The sequence below is a fragment of the Rothia mucilaginosa genome (genome assembly GCF_964211445.1).
Classification (GTDB): domain Bacteria; phylum Actinomycetota; class Actinomycetes; order Actinomycetales; family Micrococcaceae; genus Rothia; species Rothia mucilaginosa_E.
This window is the reverse complement of the sequence record NZ_CAXOQT010000018.1, coordinates 19907-36304: the sequence shown is the minus strand read 5'-3', so window position 1 is coordinate 36304 and position 16398 is coordinate 19907. Positions and strand designations below refer to the sequence as shown.

Sequence of the window (16398 nt, the reverse complement as noted above, 5' to 3'; positions counted from 1 at the left end):
GCGGGGCGGGGCGCTTTTCTTTGTCCACGTCTTTGTCCACCGTCGTGGGATACCCGGTGCGGCGTATTGCCTTGTCAACGGTGTTGCAGTAGGGTGTAAGAGGGTATTTCAGGTACCCGATTCACCGACTCAGCACAACCACTCAAACACAACGCAATTCGCAACCCTCACGAGGACGCATTCATGGTTACCCTGCCCGCGCGCGCACAGCGTGCCTTTACTCGTCGTGCCCTGACGGCTCTTGCCTGCATCGGTGGGCTCGCTTTGAGTTCTTGCTCTGTTCAGCCGCAGGCTGATGATTCTGAGACCGCCCCGATGAAGGTGGCGACTTCTTCCGCGGCTGTTGACGCGAAGACCCTGTTCCACGCGGCGGACGGCTCCTGGAAGCCGAATACTGTGCAGATCTCTGCCGGTTTGGATGCGCCGGCAACTTTTGATGCTGTAGCAACCCCTACCGATGAGCCGAGCACCGATGCCGAGTACGAGGCAGCTTACGCCACGGCGAGCGGTTCCGCGAACACTATTGATGCGGGTACCCGCTGCGGCGTGACCAGCCTGCTGGGTGGTTCTGCCGGTATTTACGTGTATGACGGTTCGGACTGCGCGAAGGCTCAGGAGGCGGTACGCCTCTTCAACAGCCGCAAGAACCAGGATGGCGCGGCGAGCGTTGAGTGGTACCAGTGCGCTACGAAGGTGCAGGGCCGCGACTACATTACGGGTGCCTGCTTCACTCAGGGTGGTAGCGCTGAGAAGCCTCGCCTGGCGCTGATTCCGGCGCAGACCCGCATGCTGTCGGGTACGCTGACCTTCGCTGCAGCTTATGGCGGCGGCACTTTCGGTCAGGGCGATTCGGCGAAGACCGTTGAAGCGCTGCGTTTCACCACCCCGGATTCTAAGGTGGCGTGTTCGATTAAGCCTGAGGGCGTGGACTGCCAGGCGCTGGTGGGCGTGACCCTGGAGGGCTGGGATGCCGCCTCCGGTAAGGCGCAGCAGCGTGTTCATATGGCGCAGGGTCAGGCCCCCGAGGTGAGCCTGGTCGGTCAGACCGCCACCCCGGAGCCGGTGAATACCGAGGGCATTACTGCGCTGCCTGCCGGTCAGGTGGTGACTGCGTACGGTTACACCTGCAAGTCGGTGAATACCGGTAAGGTGCATTGCGTGAGCGCGACGAATGGTTTCACCCTTGACTCGGTGGAGGTTGGCGTAGAGCGCCGATAGACAGGGCGCGCCGATAAACCGAAAGCGCCGCTAGTGGCCGCGCTCGCCTCCAAGGCTGATATACGAATATACGAAGGTGCCCGGCACCCCTCTGATAGGGGTGCCGGGCACCTCGGTCTTTAACGTCGCTTAGCGGAAGTTGACGATGCGAACGTCCAGCTCGGAGGAGAGCAGCGGCTCCCATGCGGCGACAGCCTTCTGGAAGTGCTCGGTGCCCATGTGCTTTTCGAGCAGTGCCTGGGATTCCCAGCGCTCGATGAATGCGAAGTCGGTGTCGGAGACGGCGCCGAAATCGTAGCTGACGTTGCCTTCGTCCTGGCGGCTTGCGGTCACGAGCGGTTCGATGGTCTTGAGGAATTCTTCGACGTGCTCGGGCTTGACGGATACTCCGGCGTAAACACCAATCATGGGGCTCTCCTTATCGGATGGTGCGGCGGGCTGCCGCGTCGTATATGACTCTTTTACGGTACACCTTCACCTTCGCCTCGGTGGGGTATGTGCGAGGTTTTCTCGAGCTGTGTTCTGGGCGGTGTTTCTGCGCTGTGGCGGTGCGTGCGAGGAGTTGCGGTTATTCCATTCGCTGACTGTAAAAAAGGTGTTTTATATTTGCGTGTCTCTTTCTGTTCGACCTATAAAAGAATGAGGACGATACACCGCACGAATGGAAGGAGAAGCGGTATGGCACGCATGGGGGGTGACACTCATGGGATTTTCACCGGCGCACATCAAACGATGTACCCTGACCTGGGAGGCACCCGACTATAGCGCCTCGTACCCTGCCGGGTACACGGATCAGGGCGTTGCTGTGATTGCGGTGGCTCAGGAGCATCGTAAGGCGCAGGGTTTTTGTTATTCCGCCTTGTCAACGGTGGTTTTTATTTCAAAGCAGGACGGCACCCGCACCGTGGTGAATGAGGAGCAGATGCTCTCTACCCACGTCCATTCCCTCATGGAGTGCTGCGATGAGGTGCATCCGCGTCTGCTGGGTCGCGCCGTGCTCTCGGCGTGGGATGTGGTTCCGGAGCAGTATCGCCAGAATCTGGTGACGATTGCTGCGGATCGTAAGAATTTGAAGCAGCTTTTCCGTGACTGTGACCAGTTGAAGGCAATCATGGAGTACCGCGCCTTTGAGAAGGTGCTGGACCCGTACGATAACCATTCTTTGGGTGAAGTGCATGTGAAGCTTGCCGGCACGCCCGCGTATGAGCGGGTGCAGGCTGAGGTGTGCGCTGCACGTACCGCTGTGGATGAGATGGTGGAGGAGGCGCTGACCCCTCGACCGCTGGATCAGCTGCAGGACTATAGCGTTTTCACGGATTGTTCGTTCCGTTCGACTCACAATAAGAAGTATCAGCGTGGCGGCCGCATGGGTATTGCCGGCGTGAGTGAGGACGGCTTCTATTTTCATGCCCACTATGATGGCGTGAATATTATGACCGGTGAGCTGTCTGCGATGTTGGCGGCTTATACGGTGTTCCATAGTGGTTCGCGCCGCCTGATTATTCATACGGATTCGTTGGGTGCGTTGACGTTTGTGTTGCGTTTGGCGCATAGCCGTTGGGCTTTTGAGACCTGGGCTTCTGAGGGTATTCAGGATGAGCGTGTGGTGGCTCAGATGAGCGCTTTGACGGAGGATATCCGTGAGAAGCGCGTGCTGGTGAAGCATGTTCCGGGCCATACGGGCCACGGTTTGCAGGAGAGTAGCGATTCTGTGTCGAAGATGCATCGCCATTTTCCGGGGCAGATTGTGGATAAGCGCCACCAGAGCGAATTTAATCAGCGTTGCGAGTCGATTATTACTGCTTTGGCGGGTTGCGCGAAGGCTGTTCGTCTGCTTGCACCGGAGTGGTTGCAGATTAAACCTTCTTCAATCCACACGGGAAACCGTTTATGGCGCTAAACTAGTCCAGGGTAGAAATGAACGCGCGATACATTCGCCGCATACGAGGGTATGCGATGTCGGAGGTGTCGCGTGTTTCTTTTTGCCCTTTTCGCCTTTTTCGCCCTTTTGCGGCTGTGCGCTTATACCTGCGCTTCTACCCAAAGCATGTTTAGGGTGGTGGGGATAGAGGCGGGATAGAATTGTGTGAAGAATTTTCGATTCTCCCGATTTTTAGCGGGCACACACTTATTTTTTGGGACCCTTTTATGTCTTTTCTTCCTCCCCATGACTCTTCTCTCTTTAACCCGCTGGTGATGCTGTATGTGCTGACGGCGCTGTGCCTTCTCGGCTTTATTGGCCTCTACCTGCGGGAACGCCGTAGCGTGTTCGTGGGCTGGCTTCTGATTGCTACCGTGGGGCTGCTGGGTATGAGCCTGGGTGTCACGGCTATTGTGTCGGAGAACCAGATTTTGCTGGTGCTGGCGTTCCTCATTGTTATTATTCCGGCGGTTCTTTCGATTTTTACGCCTCTGGGCTTGACCGGTCTTTTTCTCTATAGCGGTATTCGCCTCATTGTTCGTGAGGGTTTTTCGCTTACTAATTCTTTGGCGTTGGCGGCCGGTGCGGCACTGATTGTGGGTCCGTTCTTTGTTCCCGGCCCGGCGGAGAATGTTCCGTTGGGCGGCGTGTGGGGCACTATTTATTTCTATCTTTCGCTACTGCTGACCTATTTCACGATTTACGCGGTGGGCTTTACCGTGGCGGCTGCGTTGAACCTGGTTAATTTCCGTAAGCAGGCTGACTATGTGGTGGTTCTCGGTTCGGGTCTCATAGGGGATCAGGTGACTCCTTTGTTGGCGGCGCGTATCGACCGCGGTATTGAAATTTACCGTAAGAACCCCGGCTCGAAGCTGATTATGTCTGGCGGTCAGGGCGCGGATGAAAAGATTCCCGAGGGCATGGCGATGACCCGTTACGCTATTGCCCGCGGTATTCCTGAGGCGGACATTATTGTGGAGGACCGCGCGGTGAACACCCGCGAGAACCTGCTCTTCTCTTACGCCCTGATGCCCGAGGTTGCCGAGGGAAAGACCCCGAAGGTTGCTGTGGCAACAACCAGCTACCACCTGTTCCGTGCGTTGCTGTTGGCGCGTTCGCTGGGTCTAAAGTGCTGGGGTGCAGGCGCACCGACGAAGGTGTACTTTGCGGTGAACGCGTTTATTCGCGAGTTCATCGGCTACCTGAGCATGACTCGCCGCCGCCACCTCATCACGCTGAGCCTGTGCACGGTTCTCTACATTGCGGTGGCTCTCTTTGTCTGGTGGATGTACTCCTTCGGCCTGGTGGGCCCGGGCGAACCGGTCTAGCCTCCAGCTTCTGTTGAGTGGATTCTATATAACGTAGGACCGCCCTCCCGAGTATTTCGGGAGGGCGGTCCTATATCTTTCGCTGTGGATACTAATGGGTCATTATCATCTTGATGGCGGCGAGGACCACCACTATAACGGTGAGGAAGATAGCCATCTTGAGGGTTCTGAACGTGAACGGCTCTTTACGGTATCGGGCAATGACGAAGTTGAGGGTAAAGATACGCCACACGACGGTTGCAAGGCACAATCCGATGGTGAGGTCGAAGATTCCGTCAGAGAGGTCTTGGTGGAGCAGTAGCGCGGCTAGAACCAGTACGGTCACCGGGAAAACCGTTGTACTGAGGATCGGGCTTGCATTTCCGAGAGCGTGGCGCAAGAACGAACGGGACAGCTTGTCCCCGTGGACTACTCGGTGCTCCTGAATTTCCGAAATGACGTGGGCCGCGTAGGTGGTCAGACCGGTGCCCGCAATGTAGAGAATCGCGGTGCCGTCGTAGAGGGCGTGCACATCATAAATGCTCAGCAGAGCCGCCAGCACCAAGAAATTACCGTAGGTGTACGCGGAGACACGATGCGCAATGTCGTGAGCGTCGAGGCGTTCAAACGCTCGAGCTGTTTTACGGTCGATGAGTGGCATAATGTTCCTTCGCGAGGGGCTAGAGGAGTGAGGACCAGAGTCGGCAGAGGTTCTCCGCCATCTTGATGCGGCGCGGACGCTCCGCCCACTGGGTGTACAGCAGCTCGGTGCAGACCTGCTCGTACTCGGCGGACACTTCATCCAGCATCGAGACCATTGTGCGGTCAATGACGAACGTTGACACTTCCATGTTCAGTGAGAAGGAACGCGGGTCCATATTGGACGAGCCAATGAACGTAATTTCGTCGTCGACCATCATGAACTTGGAGTGCAACACGGTCGGGCTGGGGTACTGCAGAATACGCACACCCGCCTGCAGCAGCTGCTCGTAGTAGGAACGCTGCGCCATGTTCGGCAGGAACTGGTCGCCCTTCTCGCACACAATCACGGTGGTTTCAATACCGGAGTAGGCGGCGTTCGTGAGTGCCTGCAGTAGGGTCTCTTCGGGCACGAAGTAGGGCGAGCAGATGGTAATACGCCGCTCGGCATTGTAGATCAAGTAGTTGATGAGGCGCAGGTTATTTTCGGTTTCAAAACCGGGGCCGGAGGGAACAACCTGGGCACGCATCCCATCCTCGTAGTAGGGGATGGCGGTGTTAATTTCTGCCAGGATCAGCTGGTTCGTTTCGGAGTACCAGTCGGAGACGAAAACGGCGTTGAGCTCTTCAACGATGGGGCCGGTGCAGGAGAAGGTCAGGTCCTTCCACTCCAAGCCCTTCTTAATGTTTTCGGGCATGTCGTAGGAGCGGTGAATAGCGTTCTGCGAACCGGAGAACGCGACGCGTCCGTCCACGACGAGGACCTTGCGGTGGTTACGCAGGTCGGGTCGCTGCCACTTGAGTTTCCACGGTTTGAGCGGCAGCATGAGGCGCCACTGCATACCCGAGTCGTTGAGCATTTTCACGAGTTTCTTATAGGACGGGTATTTGCGGGAGCCGATGTGGTCGATGAGTACGCGCACCTGTACACCGCGTTCGTGGGCTGCGAAGAGGGCGTCCCAGAGGACTGCGCTCGCCTCGTCGTAGGCGGTGATGTAGAACTCGAAGTGCACGTATTTGGTGGCGCGGTCGACTTCTTCCGCCATGGCGACCATTGCCTCGTGGTTGTCGGTGTGGAGGGTGAATTGGTTGCCGCCGACCAGGGGGAGTGAGCCCAGGGTGTAGTTGAGCTGGCTGGCTGCCTTTGCGGGGTCGGAGAGGTCGTCGGTGCGGGTGAGGAAGGGCTTGTTCTCGCTGACTTCGCGGATCAAGTCGTTCATGGCGTGTTGGCGTGCGCGGCGGTAGGCGGGCAGGCGCGAGGAGCCGAAGACGAGGAATGCGATGAACCCTACGAAGGGGATGAAGAAGATGGCCATGAGCCAGCCCAGTGCAACCACGGGTTTGCGGTTGTAGGGGAGCCAACAGAGGGCTGCGAGTCGGATGAGGATGTCGGCGATGCCGAGTGCGAGGCGTAGCCAGTCTGGCAGGAAATCGAGATAGGCGGGGGCAAACAAGTTCACCCGTCTATTATGCCAGTATTTCGTGTGGGGCTTGGGAGAGCGGGTTTGCCGCTTCGTATGTGATGTGTCGGTATTGTGTGCCAGCGGCGGGGCTGGAGTTTAGCTGGCTATGCTGTGAGCCTTAACGCTAAAAATGCACTTGAGCATTGTGTGCAGTGGTGAAATAATTGCAGTTATGCAGAAAAAGGAACAGAGTCTTCGCGAACGCCGCCGCGAACAAACCTGGACGGCAATCCACGAAGCAGCCCTCAAACGCGTCCGCGACCACGGGATGCGCGGAACCACCGTTGAAGAAATCGCCCAGGAGGCGGGCGTCTCCCCGCGTACCTTCTTCAACTACTTCCCCTCCAAAGAGGACGCCGTCCTGGGTCTGCGTGAACCGGTGGTCAGCGAGGAAATCCTCGAAACAGACCGCGCCCACGAGGATGACAACACGATTATTCGTGTGACCCACCTTCTGTGGCAGGTCATTTTCCAGAGCTTCCACTACGCCAAGGGCAAGGACCCTCGAGCTCCCTATCAAGAGTTCCCCGAGTCCGCGAAACGAATGAAAATGCACTACATGAAGTGCGAACAGGTGCTCACCGAGTACCTCAACACCATCGACTGGGTGGCTTTTGATGCTGCTGGTCGCCGCGGCCCCTTCCCGCGCCGAAACCCGGCTGACCCGCTGACCGATCACTTCCGGGAGCGTTCCCGCGCGAAGGTGCAGCTGGCATCGGCGGTACTTCGCCAACTGGAATTCGCCCGCAACTTGGAAAACGAAGAGGAAGTCGCCCGCTCTATCCGTCAGACGGTGAAGACCTTCCAGTTCTTGCTTTTTGAGCAGAATAGGCCCGCAATCTAGCGGCGATTCACAGCCGTGGGATATACCCGGCTATACACGGCTACAGAAACCCGCTGGAACCAGACCAAAGAACCTGGCGGACACATAACAGAAACATATAGAACGTAACTAAGGATTAAACGATGAGTACAGAGGAAAAGAAGCTACCTCAGCCGCCAGCCGGTGAGACTAAGCAGGAAAGTAAAAACCGCATCCGCGCCATGTTCCTGGGCCTGGTCATTGTGATGCTCATGTCCTCGCTGAACCAGACGATTCTGGCGCCGTCGCTGCCCACGATCGTCGGTGAGCTTCACGGCGTGGAGCACATGAGCTGGGTGATTACCATTTTCATCCTGCTGTCGACGATTACGATGCCGGTCTACGGCAAGCTTTCTGACCAGTTCGGACGCAAGCCCTTCCTGATTTTTGCGATTGTCGCTTTCATGGCGGGTTCGGTTGTTGGCGCGCTCGCGCAGAACATGAACTGGCTGATTTTTGCTCGCGCCCTGCAGGGTCTGGGCGGTGGTGGCCTGATGATTCTTTCTCAGGCGGTGATTGCTGACGTGATCCCTCCTCGCGACCGAGGCCGCTACATGGGTATTATCGGTGGCGTTTTCGCGTTCTCGTCGGTGGCTGGTCCGCTGATTGGCGGCTGGATTACTGAGGGCCCGGGTTGGCGTTGGGCGTTTTGGCTGAATCTGCCGTTGGCTATTTTGTCGATTCTTGCGGTGATTTTCTTGCTGCCGCACCGCCCGTTCCGTGAGCGTGAGAAGCACAGTATCGACTACCTTGGTTCGCTGATTCTGATGGCGGGTACGAGCGCGCTCGTGCTTGCCACGATTTGGGGCGGCAACCAGTACGAGTGGACCTCGCCGCAGATTATTGGTCTGCTGATTTTCTCGGTGGTTGCTGCGCTGGTGTTCATCCCGGTGGAGAACCGTGCGGCTGAGCCGATTATGCCCATGTACCTGTTCAAGAACCGTAACTTCCTGCTGACTCTGGGTGCTTCGCTGGCGCTGGGCGTGGCGATGTTCGGTGCGGTGGAGTACATCCCGACCTATCTGCAGATGGCGCTGGGCGTGAGTGCTACGGTGGCTGGCCTGCTGATGATCCCGATGATGGGTGTCATGCTGGTGGTGTCGATTGTGACGGGCCGCGTGGTGTCGAAGACCGGTCGCTATAAGAGTTACGTGACGACCGGTACCGCGGTTGTGGCGTTGGGCCTGTTCCTGCTGTCGACTGTGACTGTTGAGACTCCGACCTGGCTGTTCTGTATATACCTTGCGGTGATGGGTGCCGGTCTGGGTATGTCCATGCAGTTCTTGACTCTGATTGTTCAGAATGCGTTCCCGGTGAGTGTGGTTGGTACCGCGACGGCGTCGAATAACTTCTTCCGTCAGGTGGGTGCTACTGTGGGTGCCTCGCTGGTGGGTGGTCTGTTTACCTCGCGTCTGACCTCGCTGATTTCTGAGCGTATGCCGCAGCAGGCGCTGCAGTCTTCGGGTAGCCATGCGTCTTCGTCTCTGACTCCTGAGCTGGTGGCGTCTTTGCCGGAGCCGGTGCACGGCATCATTGTGAATGCGTATAACGATGCGCTGATTCCGCTGTTCCTGTACCTGGTGCCGCTGGGCCTGGTGTCTACGCTGCTTCTGTTCTTCATTCGTGAGGATGCGCTGGCGACGACCCTGGAGACTGAGCCGGCTGTTGATATTGCCCGTGCGGCGACCGGTGCGATTCCGGTGATTACTCCGGAGATGGCGGCTAAGGATGCTGAGGCTCTGAAGAGCATGCACGCCTCTGCTCGTGCTCGTATTGATGAGTCGTTGAGCTCGGAGGCTTCGCCGGATTCGGAGCCTAACGCTAAGAGCTAGGGTCTTAGCACTAGATGCGGAGGCGTTGCCTTCCTATATAAGTGGCGCCCCGGTGCGAGTCGTGTGCTCGTGCCGGGGCGCCGTTTTTGGCTGCGTTGCCTTAAATAGCGCGCTTAAGAGGTGTGCCTTAGTGCTTGGTTTAGGGGTTGGAAGTGTTGGTTTAGTCCCTTAAATAGTGGGTTTACGTGGTGTTTTGCCCCATTAAAGCGCTTATCGAAAAGGTTATTACGTCCCTATGTCGAGAGAATTGTTTCCGATGTAAAATTTTCGTAAAAATTGTTAATCCGCCCCTTTTCCCCGGTATTCCGGGGCATTTTTTTACCCAGCTCCCTTTTAGCTTGCATACAGGCTGTTCTAAGGGGTGAAAGTGCCCAATGTGGGTTTGGTGGAAGTGTTACAGGCTATATAAGATAAAGTACATATGCTCCTAGTGACAGTCATCACGAAGCAGTGCGCTAGGACAGCATGACACACATGCCTTAACACCGACATCTACACAAGGAGGGGAACCGTCCCATGTTTAGGTACATCCTCCAGCGATCGCTGACGTACCTCGTCATGGTCTTTATTACGACCACGATGGGTTACTTTGCAGCGGTTACTGCCCTGAAGCCTGCCCTCTTGGAGCAGGAAAAGGTTCCGAAGCCTAGCCCCGAGCAGGTGAACCGTAACTTCGCATCCCTGGGTCTCGATCCCGAAATGAACCCCTGGGACCGCTACGTTCAGTGGCTGACCAATGTGGTCACCAAGTTCGATTGGGGCCGTAGCCCCAACGGCGCGTACATTAACCAGGAATTTGGCCAGCGCGTGTGGGTTTCTACCCGCCTGCTGCTGGTGGCTACCATTCTCTCGATTGTGATTGGTATTGCCCTGGGTGTGTACTCGGCAGCTCGCCAGTACAAGTTCTCTGACCGTGTTATCACCGGTTACTCCTACCTGGTCTACATCATCCCCGCTCCCGTTGCTTACTTCGTGGTGCAGCAGGGCGCGACCACTATCAACAACATCGCCGTTGCTAATGGTGGAGAGAAGATTTTCTATGTGACCGGTATTTCGACTCCGGGTCTGACCGGATTCTGGGAAATCACCATGGATATGGCGGCGCACTACGTCGTGCCGACCTTCTGTATGACCATCTTCGGTTGGGCTGGTTACCAGATTGCACAGCGTCAGTACCTGCTCGATAACGTGAACGCTGACTTCGTGCGTACCGCTCGTGCTAAGGGCTTGACCCGTAACCAGGCGATTACTCGCCACGCACTGCGCGTCTCCTTCATCCCCGTGGCACAGTCCATCGCGTACCAGATTCCGATGATTTTTGCGGGTGCATTCTTCGCCGAGACCGTCTTTGCATGGCCCGGTATCGGTAAGTGGTCGATTGACTCCATTTCCGCGCAGGACGTGAACGCTGCGACCGTGACCCTCGCGTACGGTTCTGCACTGTTCGCTGTCGGTGCGATCATCGCTGATATCGCTACCACCATCGTCGACCCCCGAGTGAGGATCTCATGAGTCAGGTAACTGCAACTTCCTCCGTACCGGTGGTACAGGAGAACGGTGACTTCAAGGTCATCAACAAGAGCGTTATTATTCTGCGCCGCTTCCTGCGTAACAAGGCTGCAGTCTTCGGTCTGTGCGTGTTCATCGGCATGGGTCTGTTCGGTCTGTTCGGTAAGTACCTGACCAAGTACAAGCCCAACGACATTGACTACATGGCGCTGGGTGAAGGCCCCTCGGCCGAGCACTGGTTCGGTACCACCATCGCGGGTAATGACGTGTTCGCCATGATGTCTGAGGCCGTCTGGACCTCTCTCCAGATTGGTGTGGTCGTCGGTTTGGCCACTGTGTTCATCTCCGCAGTTTACGGTTGTGTGATGGCGTACTTCGGTGGCTGGATTGACAAGATTATGCTGTTCATCCTCGAGACCCTGATCATGGTTCCCTCGCTGCTGATTCTGGCAATTCTGATTAACGGTCAGGTTGGTAAGCAGATTCAGAAGAGCGTCCCCACCTGGGTTCTGCTCTCTGCAGTGCTGATTGCCTTCGGCTGGATGGGTAGCGCCCGTGTTATTCGTGCAATGGCGCAGTCCCTCATCAACCGCGACTTCGTGAAGGCTGCACGCTACATGGGTGTGCACCCCTTCAAGATTGTGATGCGCCACCTGGTTCCGAACATTGGCTCCCTGCTGGTTCTGAACTTCACCAGCGGCATCATGGGCGCTGTGCTCTCTGAGGTCGCTTACTCCTTCATCGGCATCGGTATTAAGTACCCCAACTACTCGCTGGGCTCGCTGATTTCGGATGCTTCGCAGCAGATTAACACCCTGCCGCACATGTTCTGGTTCCCGGTTCTGTTCTTCTTCCTGCTGGTTGGTCCGCTGGCCCTCATGAACGACGGTCTGCGTGACGCATTCGACCCGACTTCGATGTCGGTCGGTAAGATCAAGAAGTCCAAGAAGAACGAGAAGGCAGAGGCACCCGCTGCCGCTGCAAAGGAGGCGAAGAACTAATGAGTACCTCTCCCGTTCTGAGCGTTAAGGACCTCAACGTCCGCTTCAACACTGAGAATGGCGTCGTGCACGCTGTTCGCGGTGTGAACTTTGACCTGTACCCCGGTAAGACCCTGGGTATTGTGGGTGAGTCCGGTTCCGGTAAGTCCGTTGCTTCCATGGCGATCATGGGCCTGCACCCGACCACCGCTGACATCACCGGTTCGGTTAAGTACAACGGCACCGAGCTGCTGGGTCTGAGCGATAAGGAAATGTGCGCATACCGCGGCAAGGAAATCTCTATGATTTTCCAGGATCCGCTGTCCTCGCTGACCCCCGTGTACACCATTGGTGACCAGATTGCTGAGGTGCTCAAGGTCCACAACAAGGGCATGAGCAAGCAGGCTATCAAGGACCGTTCCATCGAACTGATGCGTATGGTGGGTATTCCTTCGCCGGCTGACCGCCTGCGTTCCTTCCCGCACGAGTTCTCCGGTGGTATGCGTCAGCGCATCATGATCGCTATGGCGATTGCGAATGACCCCCGCGTGCTCATCGCCGATGAGCCCACCACCGCACTGGATGTGACCATTCAGGCGCAGGTGTTGGAGGTTATGCAGAAGGCTCAGGAAGAGACCGGCGCAGCGACCATCATGATTACCCACGACCTCGGTGTTGTGGCTGGTATGGCTGACGACATTCTGGTGATGTACGCCGGTAAGCCGGTGGAGATTGCTAAGGCAGAAGACCTGTACAAGCATCCCTCCCACCCGTACACCATCGGTCTGCTGGGTGCGGTCCCGCGTGTGGACCGTTCCGAGAAGGTCTCCCTGGTACCCATCGAGGGTACCCCTCCGAACCTGATTAACCCGGTGACCGCGTGCTCCTTCCGCCCGCGTTGCCCCATCGCTAAGAGCGGTGGCCAGTGCTGCCAGGACTCCAACGGCGAGCCCGAGCTGCAGCTGCTGGAAGGCGTTGGCGAGGGTCACTACTCCTCCTGCACCATCTCTCAGGAGCTGGTCGGCAAGACCGCTGACGAGCTGTACCCGGTTCCGGAACCCCCGGTATCGAAGTACGACGGTATTCCGCGTGAGGAGCGTGCCCCCGTTCTGGAGGTCCGCAACGTCAAGAAGCACTTCCCGCTCATGAAGGGTGCGCTGATTAAGCGCCGCGTGGGCACTGTGAAGGCTGTGAACGGCCTGTCCTTCGACATTCGCGAAGGCGAGTGCTTCTCTATCGTGGGCGAGTCCGGTTGTGGTAAGACCACCACCCTGCTGGAAATCATGGAGTTCAACAAGAACACCGACGGTGAGATTCTGATTAACGGAACCTCCACCAAGGACGGCAAGTCCGCAGGTGAGATTCTTGAGCTGCGTAAGAACCAGCAGATGGTGTTCCAGGACCCCACCGGTGCTCTGGATCCGCGCTTCACCGTTTACGAGGTGCTTGCGGAGCCCCTGGAAAACCAGGGCATGAACAAGGCAGACATCAAGAAGCGCGTCATCGAACTGATGCACATTGTGGGTCTGCAGCCTGACCACGTGAACCGCTTCCCGAACCAGTTCTCTGGCGGTCAGCGTCAGCGTATCGGTATTGCTCGTGCGCTGGCTGTGAACCCCAAGCTCGTGGTTCTGGATGAGCCGGTGTCCGCACTGGACGTGTCCGTCCAGGCTGGTGTGATTAACCTGCTGGAGGAGCTGCGTGCGAACCTGGGTCTGAGCTACCTGATGGTTGCTCACGACCTCGCGGTGATTCGCCACGCATCCGACCGCGTTGCAGTGATGTACCTGGGTCGTATCGTTGAGATTGGTGACGTCGACCAGGTGTTCGACAACCCGATTCACCCGTACACCCGTGCACTGCTCTCGGCGATTCCGGTTCCGGATCCCGAGGTTGAGGCAAAGCGCCACCGCATTATGCTTGAGGGCGACCTGCCCACTCCGGTGAACGCGCCTAAGGGCTGTGGCTTCTCGAGCCGCTGCCCGGTCTTCAAGCTCCTGCCTGAGGACAAGAAGCGTCGTTGCCTGGAGGAGATGCCGGAACTGACCCACGTTGAGGGTGAGGATCACGGTTATGCTTGCTACTTCCCGGAGGCTGAGGCCGCTACGGTGTAGCTCTAGAGTCGGCTGAATAAGTCGCATGTGTGCCGAGGGGCGAATATTCGTTGAATATTCGCCCCTCGGGTTTTTTATGCCCGGTATCGGCGGGCTTGTACGTTGTTCGGGATTGTCACCAAGTGAGACACTGGGAGCCGCAGAATGTGGCGCTAGGCACTGAAATACTCCAGGAAACAGGTAAAACCGCCCTGACTAGGTATAACCTTTCTCACCATTCAAGATATGAATATTTATGGGCGGGCTTTCCTGCGGGCTGTAAGCCATAATTAAGCCATGGGCGCGCCGCTAGGGGCGTACCCGAAGGAACACATTCATAGACCGGCACTAATTCATCGCTTACCGCACCCTTTGGGCGGCGCATAAGCAGGGAATCCTTGACGCTTTCCTGCAGGATTATTGAGGGTCAAACGTATAAGAGGACACTCTCATGGAGAAGAATTTCATCCTGAACCGTCGTACCGTTCTCGGTGGCGCTGCAGCACTGGGTACCGCGGGCGTACTGGCTGCGTGCGGCTCGTCCAAGGACTCCAAGGCAACCACCCAGGGTGCAACCGTGGGCACCGATGCCAAGGAGCTTTATGACCTTGGTGAGGCAGCTGTATCTGAGCTGAAGGATGGCGGCACTCTGCGCCTGGCTATTCCCGGTATTGGTCCGGACTTCAACCTTTTCAGCGCGGACGGCAACTCCCTGTACACCCAGACCGCAATGAGCCCCGTAGCTTACGCAGGCCTGTGGCAGGGTGACCCCATGGGTAAGCGCACTCTGGCTCCCGATTTTGCGAAGAGCTTCGACGTCTCCGAGGAGAACGGCCTGCCCGTGGTCTCCATCGAGCTGAACCCCCAGGCTAAATTCAACGACGGTACCCCCATTGACTACAAGGCTCTGCAGGCTACTTGGGAGGTCCTCAAGAGCACCGATGGTGGCTACAAGATTGCTACCAGCGGCATCTACAGCAGCATTGCTTCCGTTGAGCGCGACGGTGATGACTTCAAGGTGAAGGTAACTTTCTCCGCACCTTACTACCCGCTGGATACCCTCTTCGCTGGCATTATGCACCCGGCTCTGCTGGACAAGGAACTCTTCAACACTGGTTTCGTCGACAAGCCGCACCCCGAGTACTGGGTTGGTCCCTTCACCATTGCTGAGGGCGGCTGGAACTCCGCCGAGAAGACTCTGACCCTGACCCGCAATGAGAAGTGGTGGGGTGAGAAGCCCGTTCTGGAGCGCATTGTCTTCCGTCAGATGGATACCGCTGCTGAGCGCGCGGCGTTCAAGAACGATGAGCTTGACGCGATTGGCGCTACCACCGCTTCTGCGTACAAGGAACTCAAGGACGTTGCTAACACCGAGATGCGTCGCGGTGCTCGCCTCTTTGCTGGCGGTCTGACCATGAACCCCGCCCGCATGCAGGATGTTGCTCTGCGTCGCGCTGTGGTTGTTGGTCTGAACCGTGAGGCTCTCGCTAAGGTTCGTTTCCAGGGTCTGGATTACGAAGAGAAGCTCCCCAACTCGGTTATTCACATGCCCTTCACCGAGTACTACCAGGACAACTACCCGACCCCGAACAACGATGCTGCTGCAGCATCCAAGATTCTGGAAGAGGCAGGCTACACCAAGAACGGTGAGTTCTACGAGAAGGACGGCAAGCAGGCTGCCTTCAAGTTCTCCATCTTCGGTGAGGACCCCACTGCCAAGGCTGTCGGTCAGACCCTGGTTCAGCAGCTGAAGTCCGTAGGCATTAACGCTGAGCTCGACTCCCGTGCTGTGAGCGAGTTCAACAAGACTATGGCCTCCAAGGATTACGACGCAACCTCCTCCGGTTTCGCTCCGAGCTCCCCGGATGCTACCGAGGCTACCGAGCAGTTCTACATGCGCCGTAAGCCTGAGGAAGCTGGTTCCGACGAGATCAATGAGATGATTGCAAAGATGAAGCTCATTGCTGACGACAAGGAACGCAACCAGGCTTGCAACGAGATTGAGAAGAAGCACCTTGCTGAATTTGCAGTGCTGATTCCGCTCATCAACGGCCCCGAGTACAAGTTCGTGAAGAAGGGCCTGCGCAACTACGGTGTGTCCCTCTTCCAGGGCACCGGCATTCACTGGGAGAAGGTTGGTTGGGCTAAGTAAGTCCTCATCCCTTCACCTACTAGGTGAATAGCCTAAAGCTATTGAAAGTGTCCACCCGGATCATCCGGGTGGACACTTTTTGCGTATCTGGAGAAATCGCTTTGGGTGCTTTTGTATACAGATGTAGGGGGTGGCAGTATAGCTATCCGATAAAATCCAAAAAATTCGCACAAAAACAGCGTATGTATAGTATGAATATTCAAAAAACGCGATAAATATTAAGAAATATTGTGAAAATGCTTGGTTTTTACTCCCGGGGCGCGCTACAGTGGAGCCATACAAAGTTATGCAGTACCATGCATAAATAATCATCACTTCGGGAATACGGGGTATACCCGCCCGCTCACAACAGAAGGAAACCA

Annotated in this window: 12 protein-coding genes; 9 read left to right on the top strand and 3 right to left on the bottom strand. The window is 56.8% G+C overall.

Annotated features, from left to right (window positions below; all coding sequences use genetic code 11):
- Positions 1-183: 183 nt before the first annotated feature.
- The gene (locus AB8E48_RS05790) at positions 184-1218 is read left to right on the top strand and encodes a 2-oxoglutarate dehydrogenase (protein ID WP_368886068.1); all 1035 of its coding nucleotides are present in this window, start codon (positions 184-186) and stop codon (positions 1216-1218) included.
- 129 nt (positions 1219-1347) lie between these two features.
- Here AB8E48_RS05790 and AB8E48_RS05785 read toward each other — a convergent pair whose 3' ends face one another.
- Positions 1348-1626, bottom strand: coding sequence for a putative quinol monooxygenase (locus AB8E48_RS05785; protein ID WP_005509231.1), 279 nt, complete (start codon positions 1624-1626; stop codon positions 1348-1350).
- A gap of 295 nt (positions 1627-1921) precedes the next feature.
- Here AB8E48_RS05785 and AB8E48_RS05780 point away from each other — a divergent pair, with 295 nt between their 5' ends.
- Positions 1922-3118, top strand: coding sequence for an RNase H family protein (locus AB8E48_RS05780; protein ID WP_314849761.1), 1197 nt, complete (start codon positions 1922-1924; stop codon positions 3116-3118).
- Between the two features lie 248 nt (positions 3119-3366).
- The gene (locus tag AB8E48_RS05775; RefSeq protein WP_368886067.1) at positions 3367-4467 is read left to right on the top strand and encodes a YdcF family protein; all 1101 of its coding nucleotides are present in this window, start codon (positions 3367-3369) and stop codon (positions 4465-4467) included.
- 91 nt (positions 4468-4558) lie between these two features.
- On the opposite strand, the gene AB8E48_RS05770 is transcribed toward AB8E48_RS05775, so the two are convergent.
- Both AB8E48_RS05770 and cls read right to left on the bottom strand, forming a co-directional pair.
- Positions 4559-5107, bottom strand: coding sequence for a hypothetical protein (locus AB8E48_RS05770; RefSeq protein WP_294626798.1), 549 nt, complete (start codon positions 5105-5107; stop codon positions 4559-4561).
- A gap of 19 nt (positions 5108-5126) precedes the next feature.
- Positions 5127-6605, bottom strand: a complete 1479-nt coding sequence (cls, locus tag AB8E48_RS05765) for a cardiolipin synthase (protein ID WP_368886066.1) — start codon at positions 6603-6605, stop codon at positions 5127-5129.
- A 175-nt stretch (positions 6606-6780) separates the two neighbouring features.
- Here cls and AB8E48_RS05760 point away from each other — a divergent pair, with 175 nt between their 5' ends.
- The 6 genes from AB8E48_RS05760 (at position 6781) to AB8E48_RS05735 (ending at position 16036) form a co-directional block, all read left to right on the top strand.
- Positions 6781-7452, top strand: a complete 672-nt coding sequence (locus AB8E48_RS05760) for a TetR/AcrR family transcriptional regulator (protein WP_368886065.1) — start codon at positions 6781-6783, stop codon at positions 7450-7452.
- 122 nt (positions 7453-7574) lie between these two features.
- Positions 7575-9302, top strand: a complete 1728-nt coding sequence (locus AB8E48_RS05755) for an MDR family MFS transporter (RefSeq protein WP_368886064.1) — start codon at positions 7575-7577, stop codon at positions 9300-9302.
- Between the two features lie 516 nt (positions 9303-9818).
- Positions 9819-10814 carry an ABC transporter permease gene (locus AB8E48_RS05750; protein WP_005507218.1) on the top strand — a complete coding sequence of 332 codons (996 nt, stop codon included), beginning with the start codon at positions 9819-9821 and terminating at the stop codon, positions 10812-10814.
- On the top strand, positions 10811-11812 hold the full coding sequence (locus AB8E48_RS05745; protein ID WP_005507216.1) for an ABC transporter permease: 1002 nt from the start codon (positions 10811-10813) through the stop codon (positions 11810-11812). Before AB8E48_RS05750 ends, AB8E48_RS05745 begins: the two co-directional genes overlap by 4 nt.
- Complete coding sequence (locus tag AB8E48_RS05740; protein ID WP_368886063.1) at positions 11812-13905, top strand: dipeptide ABC transporter ATP-binding protein; 2094 nt, start codon at positions 11812-11814, stop codon at positions 13903-13905. The genes AB8E48_RS05745 and AB8E48_RS05740 overlap by 1 nt, the downstream gene beginning before the upstream one ends.
- 430 nt (positions 13906-14335) lie before the next feature.
- Positions 14336-16036: an ABC transporter family substrate-binding protein gene (locus tag AB8E48_RS05735; protein ID WP_368886062.1), complete on the top strand. Its 1701-nt coding sequence runs from the start codon at positions 14336-14338 to the stop codon at positions 16034-16036.
- The last annotated feature ends 362 nt before the right edge of the window (positions 16037-16398 follow it).